Source organism: Herminiimonas fonticola (assembly GCF_040395855.1).
GTDB lineage: Bacteria > Pseudomonadota > Gammaproteobacteria > Burkholderiales > Burkholderiaceae_D > Oxalicibacterium > Oxalicibacterium fonticola_A.
Map to the genome: position 1 here is coordinate 1 of NZ_JBEBPO010000147.1, position 3,459 is coordinate 3,459.

Annotated in this window: 2 protein-coding genes, 1 tRNA gene and 1 pseudogene; 2 read left to right on the plus strand and 2 right to left on the minus strand. The window is 54.0% G+C overall.

Annotated features, from left to right (window positions below; translation table 11 throughout):
• Nucleotides 1-49: 49 nt before the first annotated feature.
• Nucleotides 50-140: transfer RNA gene (locus ABWP27_RS12555), tRNA-Ser, on the minus strand.
• A gap of 166 nt (nt 141-306) precedes the next feature.
• The gene (gene acs, locus ABWP27_RS12560; protein WP_353157394.1) at nt 307-2,289 is read right to left on the minus strand and encodes an acetate--CoA ligase; all 1,983 of its coding nucleotides are present in this window, start codon (nt 2,287-2,289) and stop codon (nt 307-309) included.
• 200 nt (nt 2,290-2,489) lie between these two features.
• Between acs and ABWP27_RS12565 the strand changes: the two are divergent.
• Both ABWP27_RS12565 and ABWP27_RS12570 read left to right on the plus strand, forming a co-directional pair.
• Nucleotides 2,490-2,633, plus strand: a pseudogene (locus ABWP27_RS12565) (TIGR00645 family protein); the annotation flags it as partial.
• 71 nt (nt 2,634-2,704) lie between these two features.
• The coding region (locus tag ABWP27_RS12570; protein WP_353157396.1) for a fumarate hydratase at nt 2,705-3,459 on the plus strand (755 nt) is incomplete at its 3' end.

Consider the following 3,459-nt stretch of genomic DNA (forward strand, 5'->3'; position numbering starts at 1 on the left):
TGCTTCTTTCAGAAAAACAAAAAGCCCGCGTGTGCGGGCTTTTGTATTTTGGCGGAGAGAGGGGGATTCGAACCCCCGGTAGGCTATGAACCTACACACGCTTTCCAGGCGTGCGACTTAAACCACTCATCCATCTCTCCTGAATTCGATATTCGCAGGACTGCTTTTTAGCGAAGCCGCTGATTATAGCAAAATTTTCCTGAAAAAGGCCGGTTTTCCCACCCTGCCCTTTTCAATCGGGCATAAAAAAGCCGCCACAGCTTGTAACTGCGACGGCTTTTTATTGAACGGCAGGCCAATGGTTTTTTATTGTGCCTGCTTCAGCTGCTCCAGGATTGCCGGATTTTCCAGTGTCGAGATATCTTGCGTAATCGCTTCATCCTTGGCCAGCACACGCAGCAGGCGGCGCATGATTTTTCCGGAGCGCGTCTTCGGTAGATTGTCACCAAAACGGATTTCCTTCGGCTTGGCGATAGGGCCGATTTCTTTCGCGACCCAGTCGCGCAATTCCTTGGCGATCTGTTTGGCTTCATCGCCTTCCGGTCGTGAGCGCTTGAGAACAACGAAGGCGCAGATCGATTCGCCCGTGGTCTCATCCGGTTTGCCGACCACGGCAGCTTCGGCCACGATAGGATTGGCGACCAGTGCCGATTCGATCTCGGCTGTGCCCATGCGATGACCGGAGATATTCAACACGTCATCGATACGGCCGGTGATGGTGAAGTAACCTGTTTCTTCATTGCGAATCGCGCCGTCGCCGGCCAGGTAAGTCGCGCCACCCAATTCTGCCGGGAAGTAGCTCTTGGCAAAGCGCTCCGGATCGTTCCAGATATTGCGGATCATCGCCGGCCATGGGCGCTTGATGACCAACAGGCCACCTTTGCCATTTGGCAGATCATGACCGCCATCATCGACGACGGCAGCGGTAATGCCTGGCAGCGGCAAGGTGCAGGAGCCCGGCACCATAGGCGTTGCACCCGGCAATGGCGAAATGACGTGACCGCCAGTTTCCGTTTGCCAGAACGTATCGGCAATCGGGCAACGTTCGCCGCCGATATTTTTGTAGTACCACATCCATGCTTCCGGATTGATCGGTTCGCCAACGGAGCCGAGCAGACGCAAGCTGCTGAGATCGTATTTGCTCGGATGTACGGATGGGTCAGCTTCTGCGGCCTTGATCAGCGAACGGATTGCGGTTGGCGCAGTGTAGAAAATCGACACCTTGTGCTTTTGCACCATGTCCCAGAAACGGCCTGCGTTCGGGAACATCGGCACGCCTTCAAACACAATCTGCGTTGCGCCAACGGCGAGCGGGCCGTAGGTAACGTAAGTGTGTCCTGTAACCCAGCCAATGTCGGCTGTGCACCAGTAGACATCGTTCGGCTTGATGTCAAATACCCATTTCATCGTCAGCATCGCCCACAGCAGATAACCGGCGGAGGAATGTTGTACGCCTTTTGGCTTGCCGGTCGAACCGGATGTGTAAAGGATGAACAGCGGATGTTCGGCGCCGACAGCAACCGGTTCGCATTCTGTCGCTTGTTTTTCAACGAGGTCGTGCAACCAGATGTCGCGGTCTTTGACAAATTTAACGTCACCGCCTGTGCGCTGATACACAACAACGTTGCGGATGGTGTCGCAATCACCCATCGCCAGTGCTTCATCGACAATGGCTTTCAAGGGAAGGCTCTTGCCGCCGCGTACCTGATAATCTGCGGTCAGCACGGCCACTGCACCTGCATCGATGATGCGTTCATGCAGCGATTTGGCAGAAAAACCGCCGAACACGACCGAGTGTGTCGCGCCTATGCGTGCGCAGGCTTGCATTGCAGCGATGCCATCGATAGACATCGGCATGTAAATGATGACGCGATCGCCCTTCTTGATATCCAGCGATTTAAGGCCATTGGCGAATTTGCAGACGCGTTCGTACAACTCTTTATAGGTAGCGCGTGTAACTTTGCCGTCATCTGCCTCAAAAATGATCGCAACCTTGTCGGCATTGCCGTTGGTCAGGTGCCTATCCAGGCAGTTCCAGGAGACGTTCAGCTCACCGTCTTCAAACCATTTATAAAAAGGCGCATTGGACTCATCGAGTTTCTTGGTGAACGGCTTGGTCCAGTGAAGGTTCTGCTGCGCAAGGCGCGCCCAGAAGCCTTCGTAATCGTCGGCCGCTTCCGCGCACAGGGCGCGATACGCTTCCATACCACTGATGGCAGCGTTATTGACGAAATCCACGGGCGGATTAAATACCCGCTCCTCCTGTTTGAAGCTCTCGATACTGGACATTGTCCCCTCCGTTACGGATTTTATTTGTTACCCACAATATGCTTTTACGCTTACTGAAGCCTTACATTAAGCTGACTACGTAATCCGACCGCGTAATCCGACATTGAACTTGCCCTTGCACTGTGGCGCTGTACGGCAAAAACCGCGAGCGCGTGTAAAATGCAGGCTTCCATTCGTCATCTGTTACACCAACGCATCTCATGAATCCATCTTCCCGTATTGACGATTCAACAGTGAAAAGACGCATTCATGCACTCGCCAATTTTATCTTCATGACGCGCTGGCTGCAGCTGCCATTGTATCCGGGTCTGATTCTGGCGCAATGCGCCTACCCTTTCCACTTCGCCAATCACAGGATGACGAACAGCAATCCCTTGAATCAATCCTCCCACTAACGCTCACAGCCGACACTGCCATGACTATCATTAAACAAGACGATTTGATCGAATCCGTTGCCGCAGCCCTGCAATACATCAGCTATTACCATCCGCAGGATTACATCCAGCATCTGGCGCGCGCATATGAAGCAGAACAAAGTCCGGCGGCCAAAGATGCAATTGCGCAGATCCTGACCAATTCGCGCATGTGCGCGGAAGGCAAGCGGCCGATTTGCCAGGATACCGGCATCGTCAATGTATTCCTGAAAATCGGCATGAGCGTCAAGCTGGAAGGTTTCACCGGTTCGATCGCCGACGCGGTCAATGAAGGCGTGCGTCAAGCCTACAACCATCCGGACAACAAACTGCGCGCATCGATCGTGGCTGATCCGCATTTCGAGCGCAAGAACACCAAAGACAACACTCCCGCCGTCGTACACATGGAACTGGTGCCGGGCAATACGATAGACGTGCAAGTCGCAGCCAAGGGCGGCGGCTCGGAAAACAAATCGAAATTCGTCATGCTCAATCCATCCGATTCGCTGGTCGATTGGGTCATGCAGACCGTGCCGCAGATGGGCGCCGGCTGGTGTCCGCCTGGCATGCTCGGCATCGGCATAGGCGGCACAGCAGAACGTGCGATGCTGATGGCGAAACAGGTGTTGATGGAAGACATCGACATGTATGAACTGAAAAAACGCGGCCCGCAAAACAAGACCGAAGAATTGCGCATCGAATTGTGCGACAAAATCAATTCGCTCGGCATAGGCGCGCAAGGCCTGGGCGGTTTGAC